Origin of the sequence: Kitasatospora humi (assembly GCF_020907985.1) — a bacterium.
In the GTDB taxonomy this organism is placed as follows: domain Bacteria; phylum Actinomycetota; class Actinomycetes; order Streptomycetales; family Streptomycetaceae; genus Kitasatospora; species Kitasatospora humi.
In genome coordinates, this window is sequence record NZ_JAJJPA010000007.1 from 209,883 (window position 1) to 227,577 (window position 17,695).

Here is a 17,695-nt window from a genome sequence, read left to right on the forward strand (position 1 = left end):
CTCGATCTCCGCCCTTGCCGGCTCCGCCTCTCCAATACCCGCCCCCAGCAATTCCATCCTCGCCACCCCCGCCGTGGGGGCCGCCACAGAAAGGGTCCAGCCGTGACCTCCCTCACCGCCCCGGCCGCCGCGGCCACCCGTACCGGACTGGCCATGCACGGTGTCACCCTCACCTATCCCGACGGCGAGCAGCGCCTGACCGCGCTGGACGACGTCGAACTCCGGGTCGCCCCTGGTGAGTTCGCCGCAGTGGTCGGCCCGTCCGGCTCCGGTAAGTCCAGCCTGCTGGCGGTGGCCGCCACCCTCCTCACTCCCGACCGGGGCCAGGTGCTGATCGACGATCAGGATGCTGGCACCCTCAGCCCCGCCGCCCGCACCGCGCTGCGCCGGCAGCGGCTCGGGATCGTCTTCCAGCAGTCCAACCTGCTGGCCTCGCTGACCGCCGTTGAACAGCTGCTGGCCGTCGCCCACCTGCGAGGAGAACGCCCGTCCGCCGCACGGATCCGCGCGGAATCGCTGCTCGCCTCCGTCGGTCTCACCGGACCGAAGCAGCAGCGCCGCCCTCACCAGCTGTCCGGTGGCGAGCGCCAACGCGTGAACATCGCCCGGGCACTGTTCGGCAGCCCCTCGGTGCTCCTGGTGGACGAGCCGACCTCCGCCCTCGACCACGAACGCGGCCGCCAGATCGTGGAGCTCCTGGCCGACGTCACTGAACAGCACCGGACCGCCACCATCATGGTCACCCACGACCACGCGCTCCTGGACTGCACCGATCGCGTCCTGGAGATGCACGACGGGAAGCTGACACGATGAGCAGCCGACGCCCCCGAGCGGCCCGGTCGCGGCGGGCCCCACCACAACCGGCCCCCGGCAACCGACCGGCCCGGGCAACGGGCAACGGGCAACAGGCACCAGGCACCAGGCTTCGCTGTCGCCAGCGTTCGCAGTCGCCGCGCTGGCCCTGCACGCCGCCGGCCGCGGGCGTTCTGCTCGCCGTGGCTGCGGTGGTCGGTATCGGTGAGAGCGAAATCGCGCAGGGCGGCGAACTCGGACTCGATCCAGTCGCGGCAGCACGATGCGAGGGGCCCGGCAGGCACCACGCCAGGACTCGCACCGCGATCGAGCCCGGATTCCTCATGCTCCGACGGCGAGCGGCTCAGACAACGGTCGCGCTCGCCGTAGGCCGCGACCGAGCCCCCCGGATCCGGCCACGAGCCAACCGCCCATGGCCGGTAAGCGAATTCGCCGCCCCCGGCTGCGAAACCGTGACTGCGAACCCGTGCGGGTCACGGGCGCGACGGGCGGGTGACGCAAGACTGCCACAGGGGGCCCGCCGCCCGTCCCCTCGCTCGCTCCGCGCGACTCCCGCGCACCGTGGCGGTCGCCGGCGGAGGCCCGTCACCGCGGCGCCGCCCGGCCAGAGCTACCGCGCCCCGAGGGCACTCCCCGGAGACTCAACCCGCGTTGCCCGCCCGGGAACATCGCGCCGGGGTCATCACCACAAGACCGACCGGCGTCGCCCGGCCAGAGCTATCACGCCCCGAAAGCCCCCCGAGGCTCAGCCCGCGTTGCCCACCCGGGAACAACGCGCCCCAAGGACATCACCCCAAGACCGACCGGCGTCGCCCGCCCGGGACCGCCGCACCCCGCGGGCCGCACCCGCGGCCGGCCGGGGCGACAACCCGGGCCGGCCGACCGGGCCGGGGCCTACCGCGCCCCGAGGCGCAGCGCCGGCTTCTCCGGTTCCGGGCCGGTGGCGGGGTCGGCCACCGGGTCGGCCCAGAGGGAGCGGACGTGGCCGAGGTGGCGGGACATGCAGTCCTCGGCGGCGGCCGCGTCGCCGGAGAGCATCAGGTCGAGCAGCTCCAGGTGCTCCTCGGCGGAAGAGACCAGGTCGCCGCGCTGGTCGAGGCGGGTGAGGCCGTAGAGGCGGGAGCGCTTGCGCAGGTCGCCGACGACCTCGACCAGGTGGGCGTTGCCGGCCAGGCCGAGCAGGGTGAGGTGGAACTGGCGGTCCGCCTCCAGGTAGCCGATCAGATCGTGCTTGCGCGCCGCGGCCACGATCTCCTCAGCCACCGGGCGCAGTGCCTCCAGTTGCTCGCTGCTGGCGGTGCTTGTGACCCTGCCGACGGTCGGGACCTCGATCAGCGCGCGGATCTCGGTGTAGTCGTCGAGGTCGCGCTCGGTCATCTCGGTGACCCGGAAACCCTTGTTGCGAACCGCTTCGACCAGGCCTTCGCGGGCCAGGTCGAGCATCGCCTCACGCACAGGGGTGGCCGAGACCCCGAAGTCGGCGGCCAGCGCTGGCGCCGAGTAGACCACGCCGGGGCGCAGCTCGCCCGAAATGAGCGCAGCCCGCAGGGCGTGCGCGACCTGGTCGCGCAGCCGTTCCTGGACGGAGATGAGGGGGCGGGGCTTCGACTCGGTCACTGCGGTCCTCCGGATGGTGCGGAGCACCAGTGTACAATGTCACGTTTCTTCTAGCGCTCTCGGTCGATCCATCATGCCGCTTGACGCGCCATCAGGGAACGCCGGGGCCGCTCCTGGCGCTGCAGAACGCCTGTTCCACACGCCCGTCCACCCTCAGCCCTGGCACCAAGCAACCCCTGCCGGAGGCGAGCACCGCACCATGGTCAGGCTCCGGCCGCCTGCCACCGTCCGCCCCACGCACGGTACGCGGCCACTGCCACGGCCAGATCCTGCCAGGCCATCCCCACGCTCTTGAAGAAGCGCGGCCGGTCCAGCGGCACCGACACCACGCCGGAACCCCCTGCCCCAGCGGCCCCCACAGCACCGGCCCCCGCACCCGTGACCAGCTCGGCGAGGTTCGTCCACTCCCTCGCGGCCTCCCCCCACGCGGCCTCCTCCCTCGCGGCCTGCTCCCACGCGGCCTGCTCTCGCGCCGCCGGTTCCCCCGCCGCCTGCCCCCGCGCGGGCTGCTCCCCCGCCGCCAGCGGGGCGGCGCCCTCGGGCGACAGCGCCAGCAGGAGGTCCCCGGCCTCGCGCAGCGCCACCGCACGCGCCTCCACGTAGCAGGCGGACCGCCGTACCAGCGCACTGTCGACCTCGCGCCCGGTCGGCGAGTGCGAGCCGACGGCAGCCACGGCAGCGTGGTCGGGGACCCGGCCACCGTCGAAGAGCGGCTCGGTGGCGGTCGTGCAGCAGACCACCAGGTCCGCATCGGCGACCGCGTCCGGCGTACCGCTCGCCGCCGCCAGCCCGAGCCGCTCTGCGTGGGCCACCAGCTCGGCCACCGGCCCGGACCGCCGACCGACGACGGTGACCCGCTCCAGCGGGCGCACCCCGCGCAGCGCGTCCAGGTGCCCGTAGGCCTGCGGGCCCGTCCCGAACAGCACCAGATGGCTGGCGGTCGGTGCGGCAAGGCGGTCCAGGGCGAGCGCGGTCACGGCCGGGGTGCGCAGCGCGGTGAGCGCGGCGCCATCCAGCAGTGCCAGCGGCAGCAGGGTCGCCCCGTCCAGCAGGAGGTAGCTGCCGGTGATCCGGGGCAGGCCCCGCTCGGGGTTCCGCGGCGCCACGCCGGCGATCTTCACTCCGGCGTACTCGGCGGTCGCGGCCGGCATCAGCAGCAGTTCCCCGCTCGGCACCGGCACTCCGAGACGGGCCGGGCAGGACTCCGGATCGAGGCCGCCCTGGAGCACCTCGGTGAGGGCCGCGACGGCGTCGGCCGGACTCAGGCGCACCGGCACCATGGGCAGCGCCCCCGGGGCCTGACCCCCGGGGGCGGCCCCGGGCGCGGCTCCCCCGCCGGTAGCCGCGCCCGGGGCCGCAGGGTCGGACCGTGTCACAACAGGAACCCCGTTCCCAACTCGTCCTGCTCATGGAGCACGAACCGGTGTTCGCCGGTGCGGTGCGCGAGGCCGGTCACCTCCGTCAGGTACGCCCCGTCACGCTCGCCGATCACCCGCCCGGTGAACACGCTGCCGATCACCGACTCGTGCCGCAACTCCTGCCCGGTTCGCAGCGCGCCCTCGTCCGCGAGCAGCGCCAGCCGGGCCGAGGTGCCCGAACCGCAGGGCGAGCGGTCGATCTGCCCGTCCGCGAAGACGGTGACATTGCGCTGCACCGGACCTGCCGGACCGTCATCCAGCTCCTGGTGGAAGATCACCCCGTACAGCTCGTACCGGTCGAGCAGTTCGCGGCGGAGCTCACGCCCGAGCGCGGTCAGCTCCGGAAGGGTCCTCAGCGACACCTCCGGCACCCGCATCGAGGCGTACACCGCACCGGCGTCGGCCAGGTCGACCGTCACCGGACCGTCCCCGACCCCGCCCGCTCCGGGCGCCCCTGCCCGCGGACCGTTCAGCCGCACCCCCCGCTCCAGCACCCGGGTGGGCACGTTGCGGAAGGTCACCGCCGTGGTCCGCCCGCCGGTCCGGTGCACCACGGCGGCGACCCGGCCGGACGGCACGTCGATCCGGACCAGCGCCCGCCCGTCCTCCGGCGCGGCCACCAGCCCGCTGTCCACCGCCCAGGCACCGAGTGCGATGGTGCCGTGCCCACATGCGGTGGAGTAGCCGTCCTTGTGGAAGAAGAGCACCCCGAGGTGGGCCTCGTCGTCGTCCGGCGGCACCAGGAAACCGCCGTACATCCCGGCGTGTCCGCGCGGTTCCCGGGTGAGCAGCCGGCGCACCGTGTCCAGCGCGCTGGGCCGCGGTTCGGTCGGTCGCCCGCCGGCGCCGATCGCGATGGCCCGCCGCTCGGCCACGGTGTCCCCGGCGATCGGCGGCAGCCCGGCCGGCACGATCCGAAAGGGCTCCCCGGCGGTGTGGTAGTCGACGGTCTCGACAACCAACCCACCGCCGACCACCCCACCGGCACGGCCCGCCCCACCACCGACCAGCCCACCACCGACCAGCCCACCACCAGCCGCCCCACCACCGACCAGCCCACCACCAGCCGCCCCACCACCGACCAGCCCACCACCAGCCGCCCCACCACCGACCAGCCCACCATCAGCCGCCCCACCACCGGCCGGCCGGCCGCCACCGCCCATCAGACGGTCCCCGCCGGCAGCAGCGAGACGGTGCGGCTGGCGGTGTAGAACTCCAGCGCCGCCTGCCCCTGCTCCTTGGCCCCGTACGAGGCCGCCCCGGAGCCGCCGAACGGCAGGTGGAAGTCGACCCCGCTGGACGGCGCGTTGATCCGCACCATGCCGGCCGCCAGCCGGTCGGCGGCGGCCAGCGCCACGTCCAGGTCGGCGGTGTGCACGGAGGCGGAGAGGCTGTGCCGGGTGCTGTTGGCCAGCGCGACGGCCTCGTCCAGGTCGGCGGCGGGCAGCAGCACGGCCAGCGGCCCGAAGAACTCCTCACCCAGCAGCGGATGCCCCTGCGGCACCGCCTCCAGCAGTGTGGGCTCGATGAACCAGCCTGCGCCGTCCGCCGCCTGGCCGCCCGTCACGACAGCCGCCCCGCCGGCGACCGCCGAGCCGATCGCCCCGGCCAGCCGGTCCCGCGCGGCGGCGGAGATCACCGGCCCCTTCTCCACCGCGGGCAGTGCCTTCGCGATGGCCTCGCGCAGCGGCTGGTAAGCGTCGCCGACCGCGATCACCCGGCTGGTGGCGGTGCACTTCTGACCGGCGTAACCGGCGATGGCGTACGCCAGGTGCGCGGCGGCCTGCTCGATGTCGGCACCGGGCAGCACGATGGCCGCGTTGACCCCGCCCATCTCGGCCTGCACCGGCACGCCGCGCTCGGCGCTGACCCGCACCACCGAGCCGCCGACCGCCGTGGAGCCGGTGAACGACACCACGTCGGCCGCCTCGACCAGGGCGCCGCCTTCCACCGCGGCACCGGGCACCACGGTGAGGACGTCCGCCGGCAGGTCCAGCAGTTCGGCCAGTCGCAGCGCGCAGGCGGTGGCCTCCGGGGCGGGCTTGAGCACCACGGTGTTGCCCACGGCCAGCGCCGGGGCGAGCTTCCAGACCGGGATCGCCAGCGGGAAGTTCCACGGCGTGACCAGGCCGGCCACGCCGTGCGGCCGGCGCCTGGTGAAGAGCAGCCCGGCGCCGGCCGCCGTCTCGTGCACCGCACCGGTGGCGGCGTAGGGGGCCTGCGCGTAGTAGCGCAGGATGGAGACCGTCCTCGCCACTTCGCCGCGTGCCTCGGAGAGCGGCTTGCCGACCTCGCGGAGCACCAGCTCGGCCAGTTCGCCGGCGTGCCCGGCCACCGCGTCGGCGGCCCGGTCGAGCGCGGCGGAGCGCGCCGCGGCGCCGGCGGCCAGCCAGCCCGGCTGCGCGGCGCGGGCGCGCTCGACGGCGGCCGCGACGCCGTCGGCGCCGGCGGCCTGGACCTCGACCACCAGGTCGGTCGGGTCCGCGGGGTTGTACGACAGAACACTCGCACCAGCGGTCACAGCAGGAACCCTTCGGGGAACGGGTCGGTCGGGTCGAGGAAGTACTGCGCGGTTCCGGTGACCCAGGCCCGCCCGGTCACGGTGGGGGTCACTGCGGGCCGGCCGGCCACCTCGGTCTCCTCGACCAGCCGGCCGATGAACCGGGTACCGATGAAGGACTCGTTCACGAAGTCCTGCTCCAGCGGGAGTTCGCCGCGCGCGTGCAGTTGGGCCATCCGGGCCGAGGTGCCGGTGCCGCACGGCGAGCGGTCGAACCAGCCGGGGTGGATGGCCATCGCGTGCCGCGAGTGCGCCGCGTCCGAGCCCGGGGCGGCCAGGTAGACGTGGTGCACGCTGTGGAAGGACGGTTCCAACGGGTGCACCGGGCGCTGCTCGGAGGCGTTGATCGCGTCCATCAGCGCAAGACCGGCCTGGAGGATCTCCTGCTTGCGGGCCCGCTCGAACGGCAGCCCGAACTCGGCCAGCGGCAGGATCGCGTAGAAGTTGCCGCCGAACGCCAGGTCGTAGCTGACGCTCCCCCAGCCGGGAACATCGATCTTGCGGTCCAGCTCGACCGAGTACGCGGCCACGTTGCGGATGGTGACCGCGGTGGCGGCGCCGTTCTCCACCCGCACCTCGGCGGTGACCAGCCCGGCGGGGGTGTCCAGGCGCACGGTGGTGACCGGTTCGACCACCGGCACCATGCCGGTCTCCACCAGTACGGTGGCCACCCCGATGGTGCCGTGGCCGCACATCGGCAGCAGCCCGGAGACCTCGATGAAGAGCACTCCGTAGTCCGCGTCGGGCCGGGTCGGCGGTTGCAGGATCGCTCCGCTCATCGAGGCGTGGCCGCGCGGCTCGTACATCAGCAGGGTGCGGAACTGGTCCAGGTTCTGCTGGAAGTGGATCCGCCGCTCGGCCATGGTGGCTCCGGGGATCACCCCGAAGCCGCCGGTGATCACCCGGGTGGGCATGCCCTCGGTGTGCGAGTCAACGGCGTGGAAGACATGGCGAGTACGCAATGCTGACCCTTTCGTCGGATAACGCGGATGGCTCAGGCGGTCAGCGCAGGCCGTCGGCCAGCGCCTTCTCGGTGGCCGCGCGGACGGCCGTCTCGATGTCACCGCTCAGCGGCGCACGCGGGGGCCGGACCGGACCGCCGGGGCGGCCGGCGATGTCCATCGAGAGCTTGATCGCCTGGACGAACTCCGTCTTGGAGTCCCAGCGCAGCAGCGAGTGCAGCGACTTGTAGAGCGGCACCGCGGTGTCCAGGTCCTTGGCGACGGCGGCCCGGTAGAGCGCGGCGGTGGCCTGCGGCAGTGCGTTCGGGTAGCCGGCGATCCAGCCGACCGCGCCGGCCACCGCGAGCTCCAGCAGCACGTCGTCGGCGCCGATCAGCAGGTCGAGGCTGGGGGCGAGTTCGGCGATCTCGTACGCCCGGCGGACGTCGCCGCTGAACTCCTTGACCGCGACGATGTGGCCTGCCGCGTGCAGTTCGGCCAGCAGCGCGGGGACCAGGTCGACCTTGGTGTCGATCGGGTTGTTGTAGGCCACCACCGGCAGACCGGCCTTGGCCACTTCGGCGTAGTGGGCGCGCACCGCGGCGGCGTCGGCCCGGTAGGCGTTGGGCGGCAGCAGCAGCACCGAGCCGGCACCGGCCTCGGCGGCCTGATCGGCCCAGCGGCGGGACTCGGCGCTGCCGTAGGCGGCGACGCCGGGCATCACCCTGGCGCCGTCACCGGCGGCCTCGACGGCGGTGGTGACGACGCGGGCGCGCTCCTCGGCGGTGAGGGTCTGGTACTCGCCGAGCGAGCCGTTGGGGACGACGCCGTCGCAGCCGTTGTCGATCAGCCAGCGGACGTGCTCGGCATAGGCGTCGTAGTCGACGGACAGGTCCTCGCGCAGCGGCAGTGCGGTGGCGACCATGATGCCGCGCCAGGGGCGGGTGCGGTCGTGGGTGGGGTTGGTCACGAGAGCATCTCCTTGATGAGGTGTGACATTTTACAGACTGCCCGGAATGCGCACAAGAGGGCACTTGAACACATGGCACGGACATTCGGACCAAGCCCGGACGCCCAGCTGTGGCCCGGACCTGCGGATGGACCCCGGACGCCCAGCCGGACGCCCAGGCCGTTCCCGGGCGTCCGGATGGGCCCGTCAGTCCTCCGGCAGCGCAGCGAGATCGCCGAGCCGGACCGGGCCGGAGAGCGGACGGGAGTCGGCGACCGGCTCGGCCATGCCGGCCAGGCAGGCCACCGCCGAGGAGCACATCCGCCCCTGGCACCAGCCCATGCCGGCCCGGGTGAGCAGCTTGACCGTCCGGGCGTCGGTGGCACCGAGCCGCTCGACCGCCTCGCCGATGGCCCCGGCGGTCACCTCCTCGCAGCGGCAGACCTCGGTCTCCGGACGCAGCCAGTCGGACCAGCCGGCACCCGGCCGGTGGGCGGCGGCCATCAGCTCGGCAAAGGCGCGCAAGCGGCGCCGCCGCGAGAGCAGGCCGGCCACCGGCGCCCGACCGGCGATCGCGAGCGCAGCCAACTCGCCTTCAGCCAGTGCGAGTTCAGCACCACCGACGCCGCAGGTCTCGCCGGCCGCCCAGAGCCCGGGCACGCTGGTCAGCTGGCGCGCGTCGACGCGCAGCGCCACGGTGCCGTCCGGCACCACGCGGGTGGCGGCGCCCAGCTCGGTGGCGAGCTCCAGCTGCGGCACCAGGCCGTGGCCGATCGCCAGCGCGTCGCACTCGATCCTGCGCTCGGTTCCGGGCACCGGCCGCCAGTCGGCGTCCAGCCGGGCCACCGTGACCGCCTCGACCCTCTCCCAGCCTCCGGCCGGGGCAACCCCCCTGCCGCCGTGCGCCTCCACGACGGCACTGGCCCGGTGCAGCCGCACCCGGTGACGGGCCAGCGCGGCGCCGTGCGCCACGCCTTCCGCCAGCTTGCCGGGCGTGGCGGCCAGCACGCCGGGGCGGCGGGCGTAGCCCAGGTAGGTCGAGGCCTCGACGATCGCCGGCACCTCGGCCCCGGCGGCGGTGAGCGAGGCGGCGGCGGCCAGCAGCAGCGGGCCGCTGCCCGCCACCACGATCCGCCGCCCGGGCAGCACCAGGCCGGCCTTGAGCATCGCCTGCGCCCCGCCCGCGGTGACCACGCCGGGCAGCGTCCAGCCGGGGAACGGCAGCTGGCGCTCGTAGGCCCCGGTGGCCAGCAGCACGGCGGCGGCCCGCAGGGTGGCCCGGCCGCTGCCGTCGGCGCCGGTGGCGGCGTGCAGGCGCCAGGGCTCGCGCCGCTCCAGCAGGTGGACGTGGTGGTGCGGCAGGTAGGAGATCCGGCCGGCCGCGCGGTGGGCGGCAAGCCGGTCGGCGAGCTCGGCGAAGACCGGCCAGTGGTGGTGCAACCGGTCGGGCCGGGCGGCCCGCAGACCGGGGGCCGGGTGCCGGTAGTACTGGCCGCCGGGTCGGGCCCCGGCGTCGATCAGCGCGCAGCGCAGGCCCTGGTCGGCGGCGGCCACCGCACCGGCGAGGCCGGCCGGGCCTGCGCCGATCACGGCCAGGTCGTACGGGCCGCAGGGGTCCGCGTCAGACGGCGAGGTCGGCATGGCCGTGGCCCTCCTGGGTGGTGACGGTGTCGCCGGGCTCCGCCGGGAGCAGGCACGTGCGCTGGTTGGGACGGCCGTTGACGGTGGCCAGGCAGTCGAAGCAGGCGCCGATCCCGCAGAACGCGCCGCGCGGCCGCCCGGCGCCCCGGGTGCGGCGCCAGGCCACGATGCCCTGGGCCCAGAGTGCGGCGGCGATGGTCTGCCCGGGCAGGGCGGGGATCGGGCGGCCGTCGAACTCGATGGTGTGGGCGGGCTCGGGCTCGGCGGCGGCCAGCCTGGCGGGGGTTCGGCGCATGACGTCCTCGGGATCAGGCGAAGCGGTCGGGACGGAAGGGGGCGGTGTCCACCGGGTCGGCGGTTGACAGTCGGCGCCCGGTGAGCTGCTCGGCGATGAGCAAGCCGGTGACGGGGGCCAGGCCGATGCCGGCGCCCTCGTGACCGCAGGCGTGCAGCAGCCCGGGTGCCCGGGGGTCGGCGCCGATCGCCGGCAGGTGGTCGGGCAGGTAGGGGCGGAAGCCCCGGTAGGCGCGCAGCACCCGGACGTCGGCCAGGAAGGGGAAGAGGGCCGCCGCCTGCCGGGCCAGCCGGCCCAGCGCCGGCGCCGAGACCGTGCGGTCGAAGCCGACCCGCTCCCGGGTCGCGCCGATCAGCACGGTGCCGGACGGAGTGCCCTCGACCACGCCGGAGCTCTGCAGCGCGGCCGAGCCGCTCGCCACATCGGCCACGTAGTCGGCGGCGTAGACCTTGTGCCGCACCACCCGGGGCAGCGGCTCGGTGACCAGCACGAAGCCGCGCCGGGGCAGCACCGGCAGCTCGACGCCGGCCAGCCGGGCGATCTGGCCGCCCCAGGTGCCGGCCGCGTTGACCACTGCGCCGGCGGCCAGCTCGCGGCGGTCGGTGCGCACCCCGCGCACCGCGCCACCTGGCCCGGTGAGCAGTGCGGTGACCCGCTCGCCCAGGTGCAGGGCGGCACCCGCCCGGACGGCGGCGCGCAGCAGGTGGGCGGCGGCCAGGGCGGGCTGCACCTGGGCGTCCTCGGGGTAGTGGAAGCCGCCGGCCAGCCCGGGGGCCAGGTGCGGCTCGTACTCGGCCAGGCGGTCGGCGGTGACCTCGTGGGCGGTGACTCCGGCGGCGCGCTGCTTGGCGGCGAAGGCGGCCAGGGCCAGCTGCCCGGCCGGGTCGGCGGCCACCACCAGGCCGCCCTTGGGCTCGTACTCGAACACCGCGCCGAGTTCGTCGGCGAGCTCCTGCCAGAGCAGCGCGGAGACCTTGGCGAGTTCCAGCTCCGGGCCGGGCTGCTTGTCGGAGAGCAGCAGGTTGCCCTCTCCCGCACCGGTGGTCCCCCCTGCCACCGGGCCGCGGTCGATGACGGCGACCGAGAGCCCGGCGCGGGCGGCATAGAACGCGCAGGCGGCGCCGACGACGCCGGCACCGATCACCACGACGTCGTGGGTTGGTCTTGTGGGCACATCAGTAATATGTCACATGGCGAACCGACCTGCCAAGAGACCCGTGCAACATCCCTGCGGAAGCGCATTTCTGCAATCTTCTGCACGCAGGCAGGCCTTCCCAAGCATCTATGCGCAGACATCCCTGCACAAACGTCTCCGCACAAACGTCTCTGCGCAAACGTCGGTGCCCCGGCCGCCGCAGCGACCGGGGCACCGTGGGGGCACCGGGGCACGTCAGGTGACGTCGTCGTCCACGTGCCCCCAGCCGTCCGCGGGACGCGCGGGCGCCGCCGAGGCGACCGGGGCCGACGAGGCCGGTTCGGGCGCGGAGGCGCCGACCACCTCGGCACCCGCCAGCGCGTCCACCGACAGGTCCAGGTGCGAGGCCTCCTCGTCGGACAGGTCGGCATCCGGGTTGTTGCGGCGCCGGCGCCGGTCGTTGAGCAGCGAGAAGCCGACCGCCACGAAGTACAGCACCCAGATCGGCGAGGCCAGGGCCAGCATGCTGACCGGGTCGGCGCTGGGCGTGGCGACGGCCGCGAAGACCGTGATGGCCATCACCATGCCGCGCCACCAGCCGAGCATCCGCTTGCCGGAGAGCACCCCGGCCATGTTGAGCATCACCAGCAGCAGCGGGAACTCGAAGGCCAGGCCGAAGACCAGCAGCATCCGGGTGGCGATGTTGAGGTAGTTCTCCACCGGCATGATCTGCTGCGCCCCGATCGGGGTGAACGAGCCGAGCACTTCCAGGGTGGTCGGCATCAGCAGGTAGGCGCAGGTGACGCCGCCGAGGAAGAGCGGCGTGCCGAGCGTCAGGAAGGTCAGCGAGTAGCGCTTCTCGTGACTGTGCAGACCCGGTGCCACGAACGCCCACAGCTGGTAGAGCCAGATCGGCACCGCCGCCACCAGACCCGCCAGCAGGCAGACCTTCAGGGTCAGGTTGAACGGCTGGGTGACACCGATCACCGCGATCTGCGCGCAGTGCTTGACCCCGGGCTTGGGTTGTCCGTTCGGCAGGCAGGCGGGCAGCGGGTTCATCAGGAAGTGCAGCAGCTGGTCCTTGAAGAACGCCGCCACGATGGTGCAGACCACCACCGCAAGCACCGCCTTGACCAGCCGGTTCCGCAGTTCGCGCAGATGATCGCCCAGGGACATCCGTCCGTCGGGCGTCTTCGGCGGCTTGGGAGACTTGCTCAACCCCGATCCTCAGAACTCGTTGCGACGCGGCCCGCCGGGCGGCGGCCACGGGACCATCCGGTCGAGCGCGGTCAGCGCTCGCGGCCGGCGGATGGCTCGGCGACCGGCCGGGCAGTGGTGCTGTCACCGGGCGCGGCCTTGATGAGCCGGGCCGGTCCGGCGTCCGCCGCGGGGGCGGCCTCCCGGTTGTACTCCTCACGCAGCGCGGCGGTCTCGGCCTTGAGGATGCGCATCGACCGCCCCGCGGACCGGGCGAGGTCGGGCAGCCGCTTGGCGCCGAAGAAGATCGCCGCCATCGCGATGATGATGAGGAAAGCCAGGACTCTGCCCATGGGCGACTACCTACTTCCGGACGAGAGCTGCACCGAGGCCACAGCAGAGCCTAACCCGCGCGCCTCGGCGGCAGGAGACCCCCGGTGGTCACCAGCAGGTGAAGTCGCGGGATCGACGGCTGCCGTTCACCGGGCGGCGGCGGACGCCGAGAGCTCCTCGGCCGCGCTCGCCAGCGCCCGTGAGGCCGCGTCGACCTGCCGGGCCAGCCCCCGCACGTTCACCCACACCCGCATCGCGAGCACGCCCAGCACCAGCAGGCCCACGGTGGCCAGGCCGACCACCGCCAGCAGAACCCAGGTCATGTCCCGTCACCTCTCGATCGGCACGAGCCGCATCGTTGACACTCCGGCGCGGGTCAGCGCCTCGACGATCTTCTCTCCGGCCGGCTTGCGCACCGCGGCGCCGCACTCCGGACAGGTGAAGCCGTAGAAGGTGCGCTCCTTGGTGGCGCCCAGCGCCAGCCGGAACGCCCCCACCGGCAGCTCCACCTTCTCCCGGCACTGCGAGCAGTAGACCTTGAACCTGGTCCCCGCTTCGCCCGCCGCGTCCTCCTCGGTCACTCGGCGGCCTCGTAGCCCGCCAGCGCCGCCCGGGCCGCCGCGCGCGCCTGCTCGGCCAGCGGCGCGGGCCGGACGATCCGCCCGTCGGCGCCGAGGCGCAGCGCCAGGGTGCGCAGTCCGGACGGGTCGGAGCTGCGCAGGGTGATCCGCAGCCCGCCGTCGGGCAGTTCCTCCGCCGTGTCGTGGGTGTAGTACTCGGCCACCCAGCGCCCGCCGGGGCCGACCTCCACCACCACCTCGGGGTCGTCCGCCGCCGGGTTCACCAGCCCCTGGGAGAGGTCCCGCGGCTCCAGCCGGGGCGGGTCCGCGGGCTCGTCCAGCACCTTGATCTCGGCCACCCGGTCCAGCCGGAAGAGCCGGCGGTCCTCCGAGGTGCGGCACCAGCCGTCCAGGTAGGTGTGGCCCTCGGTGAGCAGCCGGATCGGGTCCACCTCGCGCTCGGTCATGCCGCCGCGCCCGTGCGAGTAGTAGCGCAGCCAGATGCGGCGGCCCTCGCTGAGCGCCCGGTCGATGTCGGCGAAGACCTGGCCCTCGGCCTCGAAGGTCACCCCGACCCGGGCACTGCCCTCGGCGGTCTCCCCCGCCGCGTTCTCGATCTTGACGACCGCGCGGGTGAGCGCCTGCCGGTCGCGGTCCCGCAACCCGGGCAGCGAGGCCACGGCGCGGGCGGCGACCAGCAGTGCGGTGGCCTCGTCGGCGGCCAGCCGCAGCGGCTGGGCCACGTCGTCGACGTTGTGCCACCAGATCCGCTCGCCGTCGGTGTCGATGTCCAGCAGGTCGCCGCCGCGGAAGCTGGTGCCGCACATCGGCAGCACGTTGAGGTCGGCGATCAGCTCCCGCTCGCTGATCCCGAAGGCCCGGGCCACCTCGGCGACTTCGGCGCCGGGCCGCTCGCGCAGGTAGGTGACCAGCGAGAGCATCCGCCGGGTCTGGTCGATCGCGTTGCTCATGCGGCCGCCTCGCTTCGCTCGTCAGGCGCTTCGCACAATGCGCACCTTCTCGTGATCCTTCCCCAGCCTCCGGCCGGGGCCGCCGCCGTGCTTCGCCCGCTCATGCCTGCTCCCCCTCGACAACGCCTGCCCGCACGGCGGGTCCGGCCACCGCGCGCAGCCGCTCGATCAGCTCGGCACGCAGTTCCTGCGGCGCCAGCACCACCACGTCAGCACCGTACTCGGACAGGTCCGCGGCCAGGCCGCGCCCGTACGGAATCTCCAACTCGTCCCATTCGCAGTCGACTTGACGCTGGGCAAGCGCCTTGGCGCGCAACGGGTAGGCGGAACCGCCGCGCACCTTCACGGTGGCCGTGGCGGTCGCCCCCTCCCCGGCGAACCGGGCCACCGTGGCGCGCACGTCCACGTGCTCGGGCACCGGCGCGGTGAACGCGCCCTGCCGGGACCGCACCTTGCCCGCGATCCGGCTCAGCCGGAACACCCGGGAGGCGCCGCGGTCCCGGTCCCAGCCGGCCAGGTACCAGTGGCCGCGCCAGCACTCCAGCGCCCAGGGCTCCACCGACCGCGGCTCCACCACCGCGGCACCCGCCTTGCGGTAGTCGAAGCTCACCGGCCGCCGGTCCCGCGCCGCCAGCAGCAGCGGCTCGAACGCGGCCTCCCGCACCGGGATGTAGGGCTCCAGCGCGGTGCCCGCCGGTGCCTCGGTGTAGGGCACCCCGGCGGCCCGCAGCTTCTGCAGCGCGCCACTGGCCGCGCCGGACAGCCGGGCCTGCTGCCAGACCTTGGCAGCCAGGCTCAGCGCGGCCGCCTCCTCGGCGTCCAGCGCGATCTCCGGCAGCCGGTTGCGGTCCGGGCGGGCGAGGTAGCCGGCCTCGCCGTCCAGGGTGTTCTCGTCGACGTCGATCACCAGCCCGAGCTCGCGCAGATCGTCCTTGTCCCGCTCGAACATGCGGTTGAAGGCGTCCTCGCTGCCCTGCGCCCAGGCCTCCCGGTAGGCCTCGATGGACTCCCGCAGCTCCCGCTTGGAGAGCGGTCGTCTGGTGTTCATCAGGCACAGGGCGAGATTCATCAGCCGCTCTGCCTTGGCGATCGCCATCGCTGACCCTTCATAGTCGACCCGTACCGGTGACCCCGGCGGCCTCGACCGTACCGGTAGCGGGACCCGCGGCGAAAGCCGAGGCGGCGGCACCGGGCTCGCACCCGCCACCGCCGCCCCGCGACCGGTCGGGATCCGGTCGGACCGTCAGACCGGAACGGTCAGACGTTGATCAGGTCGACCACGAAGATCAGGGTCGAACCCGCCGGGATCAGCGGGCTCGGCGACTGGTTGCCGTAGGCCTTGTGGGCGGGGATGACCAGCTTGCGGCGGCCGCCGACCTTCATGCCCTGGACGCCCTCGTCCCAGCCCTTGATGACCCGGCCCTTGCCCAGCGGGAACTTGAAGGTCTGGCCGCGGTTCCAGGAGGCGTCGAACTCCTCGCCGGTCTCGAAGGTGACACCCGCGTAGTGCACCTCGACCATGTCGCCGGCCTTGGCCTCGGCGCCGGTGCCGACCTCGATGTCGGTGATCTCCAGCTCCTTCGGGGCCGGGCCCTCGGGGAAGTCGATCTCCGGCTTGGTCTTCTGGCTCACAACTGCCTCATCTCATCGTCACTACAACAACAGGACGGCGGACCTCCGCCGGTAAGGCTCCCTCGGGAACCACCGTACGGCCGTCCGCCGCCCACATTGATCAGACCCGGCTGGGGTACCCCCTTCCGAAGGATGGGGCGGGTCGCCCGGCCGGTCGGCCCCTATCTTGTCATCCCTGGGGCGGCTGGCCGATCCCGGCGTCCAGGATGTCCACCACGAAGGTCAGCGAGGCGTTGGCCGGAATGTTGCTGCCCTGCGGCGGGTTCGCGCCGTAGGCCTGGGCCGCCGGGATCTCCAGCTCGATCCGGCTGCCGACGTTCTGGCCCGCCACGCCCTTGTCCCAGCCCTGGATCACGTTGCCGCCGCCGACCACGAAGCCGAACGCGGTCTTCTTGTCCAGCGAGGAGTCGAACTCCTTGCCGTCCTTCAGGGTCACGCCGGTGTACTGCACGATCACCAGCTCGCCGTTCTCGACCTTGGGACCCTTGCCCTGGATCAGCACCGCGGTCTTCAGGTCGCTCGGATCGGCCGCGTTCGCCGGCGGGGTGATGGTGTCGGCCTTGCCGTCGCCGTTCACCTTGACCGCCGCGAAGTCGGCCGGCGGCGGCGTCACGTCGCCGCTCACCCGGGCGCCCGGCGAGTTCACCCGCTGGATGTCGATCACGATCACCATGTCGTCCTTCGGCCCCAGGCCCATCTTCGGGTTGCCCTGGTCGCCGAAGCCGGCCGCCGGCGGGGCCACCACCAGCAGCCTGGTGCCCGCCTTCTGGCCCATCACCGAGGAATCCAGGGCCGGGATCAGGTTGCCCAGGCCCGCCTGGAACAGCTGCGGCTTGCCCTGGTCCTGGTCGTAGGTGCCCGGGATGTCCTTGCCGGTCGTCCAGTCCTTGGCGGTGTAGGTGGCCGAGATCCAGTCGCCCTTGTTGACCTTGGCGCCGTCGCCCTGGCTCAACGGCTTCACCACGAAGGAGCCGTCCGACTTCTGCGAGGGCAGCGTGATGTCCGCCTTCTTGCCGAAGTCACCGGAGACCTGCGGCAGCACCTTGGCGTCCGTCTTGATCGGCGGCACCGGGTCCTTGGTCGGGGTCTGGCTCGGCTGGCTGGTCGCGGAGTCCGCGGCCGTGCTCTTGGAGTCACTGCCCTTGTTCACCACGTAGAGACCGATGCCGCTGCCGACCAGCAGCACCGCCAGCACCACGCCCAGCACCACACCGAGCTTCCCGCCGCTGCCCACGTTCTCGTAGTCGGCCTCGGAGGTCGTCTGCTGCTTGCGCACCGTCGACGCGAAGACCTGCGGCTCGTCCGACTTCGGGGCGGCCGGGCCCGGCACGTCCGTTCCCGGCTCCGACCAGCCCGCCTGTTGGGCGAGAATCGCCGGCGGAACCACGATCGACTCGCGCCCCGCGATCGATGCCCCGGGCCCTGAGACCACCGGGTCGGCGAGCGGCCCGCTCGGGCTGTCGGCCTCGGTCGGGTCCGACGGATTCTCAGCCATTTCTCCCCATCCTCGCCATTTGGATCACTGAACGCCGTGCGAATCGCCAGCAGTATGGCAGCTTGCCATGAGGGCGGGCACTCATCAGGTGTTCATGACACACCAGGAGTACCCGCCCGCGTGACAGCTCGCGCACCA

The 17,695-nt window shown here is 73.6% G+C and carries 19 protein-coding genes; 2 read left to right on the forward strand and 17 right to left on the reverse strand.

Going from position 1 to position 17,695, the window contains the following annotated elements; translation table 11 throughout:
- Positions 1-153 precede the first annotated feature (153 nt).
- Positions 154-813, forward strand: a complete 660-nt coding sequence (locus LN042_RS10385) for an ABC transporter ATP-binding protein (RefSeq protein WP_230050803.1) — start codon at positions 154-156, stop codon at positions 811-813.
- Positions 814-1,707: 894 nt separating this feature from the next.
- Here LN042_RS10385 and LN042_RS10390 read toward each other — a convergent pair.
- The 3 genes from LN042_RS10390 to LN042_RS10400 all read right to left on the reverse strand — a co-directional run bounded on the left by LN042_RS10390 (position 1,708) and on the right by LN042_RS10400 (position 4,810).
- A complete protein-coding gene (locus LN042_RS10390; protein ID WP_230050714.1) occupies positions 1,708-2,430 on the reverse strand; it encodes a GntR family transcriptional regulator in 723 nt (240 codons plus the stop codon).
- Positions 2,431-2,633: 203 nt separating this feature from the next.
- Entirely contained in the window at positions 2,634-3,710 is a 1,077-nt protein-coding gene (locus LN042_RS10395) for an ornithine cyclodeaminase family protein (protein WP_230050716.1), read from the reverse strand.
- A gap of 92 nt (positions 3,711-3,802) precedes the next feature.
- Entirely contained in the window at positions 3,803-4,810 is a 1,008-nt protein-coding gene (locus LN042_RS10400) for a proline racemase family protein (protein ID WP_230050718.1), read from the reverse strand.
- Here LN042_RS10400 and LN042_RS10405 point away from each other — a divergent pair.
- The gene (locus LN042_RS10405; RefSeq protein ID WP_230050720.1) at positions 4,784-5,059 is read left to right on the forward strand and encodes a hypothetical protein; all 276 of its coding nucleotides are present in this window, start codon (positions 4,784-4,786) and stop codon (positions 5,057-5,059) included. The genes LN042_RS10400 and LN042_RS10405 overlap by 27 nt on opposite strands.
- On the opposite strand, the gene LN042_RS10410 is transcribed toward LN042_RS10405, so the two are convergent.
- From LN042_RS10410 to LN042_RS10475, 14 genes are all read right to left on the reverse strand, one after another.
- Complete coding sequence (locus tag LN042_RS10410) at positions 5,011-6,369, reverse strand: aldehyde dehydrogenase family protein (RefSeq protein ID WP_230050722.1); 1,359 nt, start codon at positions 6,367-6,369, stop codon at positions 5,011-5,013. The genes LN042_RS10405 and LN042_RS10410 overlap by 49 nt on opposite strands.
- Positions 6,366-7,370 carry a proline racemase family protein gene (locus LN042_RS10415; RefSeq protein ID WP_230050724.1) on the reverse strand — a complete coding sequence of 335 codons (1,005 nt, stop codon included), beginning with the start codon at positions 7,368-7,370 and terminating at the stop codon, positions 6,366-6,368. The genes LN042_RS10410 and LN042_RS10415 overlap by 4 nt, the downstream gene beginning before the upstream one ends.
- A gap of 40 nt (positions 7,371-7,410) precedes the next feature.
- Complete coding sequence (locus LN042_RS10420; RefSeq protein WP_230050805.1) at positions 7,411-8,274, reverse strand: dihydrodipicolinate synthase family protein; 864 nt, start codon at positions 8,272-8,274, stop codon at positions 7,411-7,413.
- Between the two features lie 231 nt (positions 8,275-8,505).
- Entirely contained in the window at positions 8,506-9,939 is a 1,434-nt protein-coding gene (locus LN042_RS10425) for an FAD-dependent oxidoreductase (protein ID WP_230050726.1), read from the reverse strand.
- Positions 9,920-10,234 (reverse strand): (2Fe-2S)-binding protein, encoded by a 315-nt coding sequence (locus tag LN042_RS10430; RefSeq protein WP_230050728.1) that lies wholly within the window; start codon positions 10,232-10,234, stop codon positions 9,920-9,922. Before LN042_RS10430 ends, LN042_RS10425 begins: the two co-directional genes overlap by 20 nt.
- Positions 10,235-10,247: 13 nt before the next feature.
- Positions 10,248-11,408 (reverse strand): NAD(P)/FAD-dependent oxidoreductase, encoded by a 1,161-nt coding sequence (locus LN042_RS10435; protein WP_230050730.1) that lies wholly within the window; start codon positions 11,406-11,408, stop codon positions 10,248-10,250.
- A 216-nt stretch (positions 11,409-11,624) separates the two neighbouring features.
- Positions 11,625-12,545: a twin-arginine translocase subunit TatC gene (gene tatC, locus LN042_RS10440; RefSeq protein WP_372495707.1), complete on the reverse strand. Its 921-nt coding sequence runs from the start codon at positions 12,543-12,545 to the stop codon at positions 11,625-11,627.
- 113 nt (positions 12,546-12,658) lie between these two features.
- Entirely contained in the window at positions 12,659-12,919 is a 261-nt protein-coding gene (locus LN042_RS10445; protein ID WP_230050734.1) for a twin-arginine translocase TatA/TatE family subunit, read from the reverse strand.
- 126 nt (positions 12,920-13,045) lie between these two features.
- Complete coding sequence (locus LN042_RS10450; protein ID WP_230050737.1) at positions 13,046-13,222, reverse strand: hypothetical protein; 177 nt, start codon at positions 13,220-13,222, stop codon at positions 13,046-13,048.
- Positions 13,223-13,228: 6 nt separating this feature from the next.
- The gene (locus LN042_RS10455; RefSeq protein ID WP_230050739.1) at positions 13,229-13,480 is read right to left on the reverse strand and encodes a hypothetical protein; all 252 of its coding nucleotides are present in this window, start codon (positions 13,478-13,480) and stop codon (positions 13,229-13,231) included.
- Positions 13,477-14,430 (reverse strand): helix-turn-helix transcriptional regulator, encoded by a 954-nt coding sequence (locus LN042_RS10460; RefSeq protein ID WP_230050741.1) that lies wholly within the window; start codon positions 14,428-14,430, stop codon positions 13,477-13,479. Before LN042_RS10460 ends, LN042_RS10455 begins: the two co-directional genes overlap by 4 nt.
- Positions 14,431-14,530: 100 nt before the next feature.
- Positions 14,531-15,526, reverse strand: a complete 996-nt coding sequence (locus LN042_RS10465; protein WP_230050742.1) for a helix-turn-helix transcriptional regulator — start codon at positions 15,524-15,526, stop codon at positions 14,531-14,533.
- Positions 15,527-15,687: 161 nt separating this feature from the next.
- The gene (locus LN042_RS10470; protein WP_230050743.1) at positions 15,688-16,062 is read right to left on the reverse strand and encodes an FKBP-type peptidyl-prolyl cis-trans isomerase; all 375 of its coding nucleotides are present in this window, start codon (positions 16,060-16,062) and stop codon (positions 15,688-15,690) included.
- Positions 16,063-16,231: 169 nt separating this feature from the next.
- Positions 16,232-17,557 (reverse strand): FKBP-type peptidyl-prolyl cis-trans isomerase, encoded by a 1,326-nt coding sequence (locus tag LN042_RS10475; RefSeq protein ID WP_230050744.1) that lies wholly within the window; start codon positions 17,555-17,557, stop codon positions 16,232-16,234.
- Positions 17,558-17,695: the final 138 nt, after the last annotated feature.